General features: G+C 59.5%; 7 protein-coding genes and 1 pseudogene. 2 read left to right on the forward strand and 6 right to left on the reverse strand.

The genetic code is table 11. The annotated features are described in order from the left end of the window. The 6 genes and pseudogenes from QZL67_RS04130 to QZL67_RS04155 form a co-directional block, all read right to left on the reverse strand. Positions 1-349: pseudogene (locus QZL67_RS04130) on the reverse strand (hypothetical protein); the annotation flags it as partial. Between the two features lie 319 nt (positions 350-668). Further along, complete coding sequence (gene uvrC, locus QZL67_RS04135; RefSeq protein WP_022289500.1) at positions 669-2,504, reverse strand: excinuclease ABC subunit UvrC; 1,836 nt, start codon at positions 2,502-2,504, stop codon at positions 669-671. Positions 2,505-2,576: 72 nt separating this feature from the next. Next, positions 2,577-2,840 carry an HPr family phosphocarrier protein gene (locus QZL67_RS04140; RefSeq protein ID WP_022289501.1) on the reverse strand — a complete coding sequence of 88 codons (264 nt, stop codon included), beginning with the start codon at positions 2,838-2,840 and terminating at the stop codon, positions 2,577-2,579. A gap of 27 nt (positions 2,841-2,867) precedes the next feature. Further along, positions 2,868-3,155, reverse strand: coding sequence for a hypothetical protein (locus tag QZL67_RS04145; RefSeq protein ID WP_292919838.1), 288 nt, complete (start codon positions 3,153-3,155; stop codon positions 2,868-2,870). A 46-nt stretch (positions 3,156-3,201) separates the two neighbouring features. Then, positions 3,202-3,735 carry a rubrerythrin gene (gene rbr, locus QZL67_RS04150; RefSeq protein ID WP_022289502.1) on the reverse strand — a complete coding sequence of 178 codons (534 nt, stop codon included), beginning with the start codon at positions 3,733-3,735 and terminating at the stop codon, positions 3,202-3,204. A gap of 13 nt (positions 3,736-3,748) precedes the next feature. Beyond that, complete coding sequence (locus tag QZL67_RS04155) at positions 3,749-4,159, reverse strand: transcriptional repressor (protein ID WP_022289503.1); 411 nt, start codon at positions 4,157-4,159, stop codon at positions 3,749-3,751. 191 nt (positions 4,160-4,350) lie between these two features. Here QZL67_RS04155 and QZL67_RS04160 point away from each other — a divergent pair, with 191 nt between their 5' ends. After that, entirely contained in the window at positions 4,351-4,815 is a 465-nt protein-coding gene (locus QZL67_RS04160) for a hypothetical protein (RefSeq protein WP_022289504.1), read from the forward strand. 162 nt (positions 4,816-4,977) lie between these two features. Continuing rightward, positions 4,978-5,613, forward strand: coding sequence for a DUF4230 domain-containing protein (locus QZL67_RS04165; protein WP_022289505.1), 636 nt, complete (start codon positions 4,978-4,980; stop codon positions 5,611-5,613). Positions 5,614-5,717: the final 104 nt, after the last annotated feature.

Consider the following 5,717-nt stretch of genomic DNA (forward strand, 5'->3'; position numbering starts at 1 on the left):
ACAGCCCCGCGAACCACAGCACCCCGGGATGGCGGCACAGGGCGTACACTCCGGTGGTGCAGGCACCCCGCTCCTCCCCCGGCCGGGCGTAAGACGCCTCCACCGGCAGCGCGAAAAAAAGCGTATAGACCAGAAGTCCAAAAAAGAACACCGCCAGCAGCGCCGCCGCGCCCCGGAACCACCCGTGAAGCGGGGGCGTCCCCCGCCAAATCTCCCAGACCGTCCCCGCTGCCAGCAGCAAGGCGCCCAGGGGAAAACAGGCACGCAGGCTCCGGCGGCTCCACCGCCAGTCGTTGTAATCACTGAGAAAGAAAAGTAAAAAGGCACCCACGCCCGCTGCAAACCCCATGGCCGCCCTTCAACCATCCTTTCCTCTGGGAATGCACACAATCGACAAAAAAGTTGCATTTTCCCATATCTTCTCCATTTTTCTCCATTATACATGCTTCGTTAGGTAACTTCAACAAAATTCAGCTCAACATTTCCAACAAATTGCAGCACGTCGATTCTCCACAACATATGGGTCCGCCGCCAGCATTCCCGGCCATCCGTTGATGAAATATCTAATATCGTTCAAATGAGAATATAATTTGAATTTTGTAACCTCTAGAATTGGTGATTATGACGATAAAAATCATCAGCGCCGCACACTGTGCGGCGCTGGTGATTCAATTCAATGCCTTCTGTTCTTTGTGAAAATGACGGTAGACTGCCTCCGCTGCGGTACGGGGAACCACGGCGGCCAGTGTCTCCACGTCTGCCTCCCGGATGGCCCGCATGGAGCCAAAGTGCCGGCGCAGCGCCTCCCTCCGTTTGGGACCCACACCGGGGATATCCTCCAGCTCAGAGCGCAGGGCGCTTTTCTGATGGCTCTCATGGTGGTAGGTGATGGCGAAACGGTGGGTCTCCTCCTGGATCTGCCCGATGAGGGAGAACACCGCCTGGTTGGTCACAATGCCGATCTCCCGGCCCTCCGGCGTCACCAGCGCTCTCGTCCGGTGGCGGTCATCCTTCACCATGCCGAAGATGGGTACCTGCACACCGAACTCCTCCGCCACCGCCTGAGCGGCGGCGGCGTGGGTGGTACCGCCGTCGATGAGAAACACATCCGGCAGCGGCAGAAATTTTTCGTCTCCGTCGGCGGCCCGCTGGAGCCGGCGGCGCAGCACCTCCTGCATGGAGGCATAGTCATCCGGATGCCCTTCCAGCCCCTTGATGCGGAACCGGCGGTAGGCGCTTTTCAGAGGCCGGGTGCCGCTGTACACCACCATGGAGGCTACAATATCGCTCTTTCCGGTGTTGGAAATATCGAAGGACTCCATTCGCCCCGGCGGCGCGGGCAGGTCCAGCATCTTCCCCAGCAGCGTCAGGGTGTGGGCCACCCGCTCCTCCGCAGTGGTGGCCCGCTCTGCCTCCTCCTGGGCGTTGCGCTGTGCCATGGACCGCAGCTCCGCCTTCTCACCCCGCTGGGGCACGTGGACCCAGACCTTGTGGCCTGCCCGCTTGGTCAGCGCTTCCGAGAGTTCCTCGCACTCCCCGGTGTCCAGCGGCAGCAGGATCTCATGGGGCAAAATGGCCCGGGGCAGGTAATACTGGGCCGTCAGGGCAGAGAGCATCTCCGTCTCCGTCTCCTCCATGGGGGCGGTGAAGAGCTCCGTCTCCCGGCCGGTGAGGTTCCCGTCCTCCATGTGTAAAATGGCGTAGCAGCTCTTTCCCGCGCCCTGGTAAAGTCCCCAGATGTCCGTGTCGGCGCACAGTCCGGCGATCACCGTCTGTTTTTTCCCCAGTGCGCCGATGGCGTTGATCCGGTCCCGCAGGGCCGCTGCCTGCTCAAACCGCAACGCCTCCGCTTCCGCCTCCATCTCGGCGGTCATCTCCCGCAGCAGCTGCTTTGATTTTCCCTCCAGCAGCGCCACCGCCTGCTCGATGCGGCGGCGGGATTCCTCCTCCGTCATCTCCGGGCGGCAGAAACCGTCGCACCGGCCCATATGGAAATTCAGGCAGGGCCGCTCTGCGCCGATGTCCCGGGGAAAACGCCGGTTGCAGGTGGGCAGCCGCAGCGCCGCGCACACCGCGTCCAGAGCCTGGCGGGTCTCAAACCGACCGCCGAAAGGACCGAAATACCGGGCACCGTCGTCCGAGAGCCGGTTGACCAGAGAAAAGCGGGGATACCGCTCCCGGGACAGCCGCACGAAGGGATAGCCCTTGTCATCCTTCAGCAGGATGTTGTAGCGGGGCATATGGCGCTTGATGAGGGAGTTTTCCAGCACCAGCGCCTCAAACTCGCTGGAGACGAAAATGGTGTCGAAGTGGTCCACCTGGGACACCATCTGCCGGGTCTTGGCCGTATGGGCGGCACTGTCCTGAAAATACTGGCTGACCCGGTTTTTCAGCTTTTTGGCCTTGCCTACGTAAATGACCTTCCCGGTCTTGTCCATCATCAGATAGACACCGGGGGCCAGGGGCAGATCATTGGCTTTTTCCTTCAGTTCCGCCTTGGTCACGCTCCGTCCTCCCTTCCGCAAAACAGAAAAACACGCCCCCGCACAGGCAGGAGCGTGTCAACCGAAACCGGTTTATTCGCCGAAGTTGTCCTTCACCAGCTCCACCAGAGCGCTGACAGCTTCCTTTTCGTCCGCACCGTCGGCGATCAGGGTGATGGTGGTCCCCTTCACGATGCCCAGGGACAAAACGCCCAGCAGGCTCTTGGCGTTGACGCGGCGGTCTTCCTTTTCGACCCAGATGCCGCTCTTGAACTCGTTGGCCTTCTGGATGAAGAAAGTGGCAGGTCTGGCGTGCAGGCCCACTTCGTTGTTAACGGTAATCTCCTGTGTATACATGATACAGCTCTCCTTTTCTATACCAAGTCATTTCAGCAGCTTCCAAACATCATACAACATTCCTCTATTATCATACCTGCTTTTTTGCATGCCGTCAACGGCGTTTTTCACAAACATTTCACAAAACTGTCCGAAAGCCACCCGGCCCTTTGGTAGTTTACGCCACTTTTCCCAGGGTTTATACCGGGATTTTCGCCATTTTGAGGGGTCTTGTCCACCGCTGCGGGACTTTTTCCGCCATTTCGTCCAAAATCGTCGGAAATCGCTGCGGTTCCCCCATTCGCCGCCGCTCCCCAGTCCCTCTTCACGCAGCACAGGGGCGCCCCCTGCAGAGCGCCCCTGTGCCGTTTTTGGAATTTGTTTAATAGTTCTCCGCCTTGATCTGGAAATAGGCCTGGGGATGCTTGCACACCGGACACACGGCAGGTGCGCTCTCCGCGATTTCCACATGGCCGCAGTTGCGGCAGAACCACATGACTTTCTCGCCCTTCTTGAAGACCTGGCCCTTTTTCAGGTTATCCAGCAGTTTCAAATACCGCTCCTCATGGGTCTTTTCGATCTTGGCCACGCCCTCGAACTGGGCCGCCAGAGCCAAAAAGCCCTCTTCCTCGGCGGTACGGGCCATCTCGGCGTACATCTGGGTCCACTCCTCGTTCTCACCGGCAGCAGCCGCCACCAGGTTCTCCTCCGTGGAGCCGATGCCGCTGAGGGCCTTGAACCACAGCTTTGCGTGCTCCTTTTCATTGAGAGCCGTCTCCTGGAAGATGGCTGCGATCTGCTCGTAGCCGTCCTTTTTGGCCTGACTTGCGAAATAGTCGTACTTGTTCCGGGCCTGGGATTCCCCGGCAAATGCCTTCCACAGATTGGCCTCCGTCTTGCTTCCCTTCAGTTCCATGTTGGTTCCCCTTTCATAATGATTGATCTGTCTCCTGGATGTTCTCCTTGTCCGCGCAAGCGGAACAGATTCCTGTAAAAAGCAGTGCATGCCCCAGAACACGGACTCCCTGCCGGGCCGCCAGATCATCCAGCGCCCGGTCATAGGGAATCGCCTCCAGGTCAAACACCCCGCCGCAGCGAAGGCAGCGCAGATGGGTGTGGGGCGCTGTGCAGCCGTCAAAGCGGACCACCGGCCCCTGGATCTCCGTCAGCCGCCCTTCTCCGGCCATTTGGCGGAGATTGCGATATACCGTTCCCAGGCTCAGACGGGGCAGCTCCGGTTTGAGCTGCTGATACACCATTTCCGCCGTGGGATGCTCTCCGCTGTCCCGGACCACCTGGTAGATCCGCTCCCGCTGGCGGGAAAACCGCTGTTCCGGCATCTCTGTCTCTCCGTTCTTATCAATAATGATTCTTATTATTTTATAACACAGCTCTTTGCAAAAAGCAAGCCCATTTGCAAAATCTGCTTTCCCGGCCGGAATTTCCCACCCATAGGGCCCAAATTTTCGGACACAATAGGTCTCGGGTATCGCACACCTTGCCTGCACGCGCAAAAAAGGAGGACCCCGTTGTGAAAAAGAGCCTTGCGCTTCTTCTGGCCTCCGCTTTTCTGGTATTCGCGCTGACTGCCTGCGGCGGAGACAAGAAGGAGAACGGTAGCACCGCCTCCGACACGCCCACTACGGAGGATACGCTCGACGATCCGGATTCATCCGTGACCGACGAGATCCTGGACGGCTCGGATACGGCGGAAGACCATCGGGACACCACGGAGGACGGCCTGTTCGGCACTGACAATCAAACGCCCAATGACGGCACCACCGCCCCCGTTCCCGGTGATGACACCACCACAGACAACCACACTTCTGACCAGAAAGACACCGTGTCCGGTACGGACCCCGACACTGGGAGCAAAAGCGCCCGGTTTGGCGCCAGCTACAGCCAGATGCTGGAAAACGCCCGGGTCCACGACACCGACGGAGACCTGACGGACTATGAAAACGCCGTCACGCCCGGCGCTGCGGCGGCTCGCTGAATGCACCGCTGTGCAAACGGCGGTCTGAGGGGATTTTATTCCTTCAGGCCGCCGTTGTCCGCTGCTTGGGGCGGTGTGGTACTGCGATTTTTGGGGGGAATCTTGCGTTTTTCCCGAAACCTGCTACAATATCATGTGATTGCGCACGAAGGAGGAACCAACATGGAAGAGACCCCGGAGAAAACCCGCTCCCATCCCCTGAAAACCGCGAAGACGCTCCTGCTGGGTGCCGTGCTCTGCATCGTGGTGGCATGTGTCTGCTTTGTGGGCGGACGGCTCTCCGCCGGAAGCGGCAGCGAGACGCCCCGGCTGGACGCAGTGGTGCTGGAAAGCCAGGTCCGCGACATCAGCGAGCTGGCCAGCGTCACCTATACATATACCAACATGGCACAGTTTGAAAGCAGCAACGACTTTTACGGCGTGAAGATTCCCTTCACCACCAAGTCCTTCATCCTCACCTACGACGGCACCATCAAGGCCGGGGTGGATCTGTCCCAAGCCACGGTGGACGTCTCGGGAAACACGGTCCGCATCACGCTGCCCCAGGCTGCCATTCTCTCCCACGAGATCGACGAGGGCAGCGTGGAGGTATTTGATGAAAAGACCTCCATCTTCAATCCCTTCACCGTGGAGGACTTCTCCTCATTCCAGGCCGACCAGAAAGCGGCCATGGAGGAAAAGGCGCTGGACAAGGGACTTCTCACCGAGGCCCAGGCCAAGGCGGAGGCGAGCGTTCGCCAGCTGCTCACGTCCACCCTGCCGGAGGGCACAGAGCTGGACGTGACCTCCGCATCCTAATCGCCGCCGGGCCCCAGGATTCCCATGGCTTTCTGACGGGGGAGGCATCGGCTCATTCCCGCAATTTAATATGAAAAAGAGTCGGCGGACGCAATGCGTCCGCC

The sequence above is a fragment of the Oscillibacter sp. CAG:155 genome (assembly GCA_000436875.1).
Lineage (GTDB): Bacteria > Bacillota > Clostridia > Oscillospirales > Oscillospiraceae > Oscillibacter.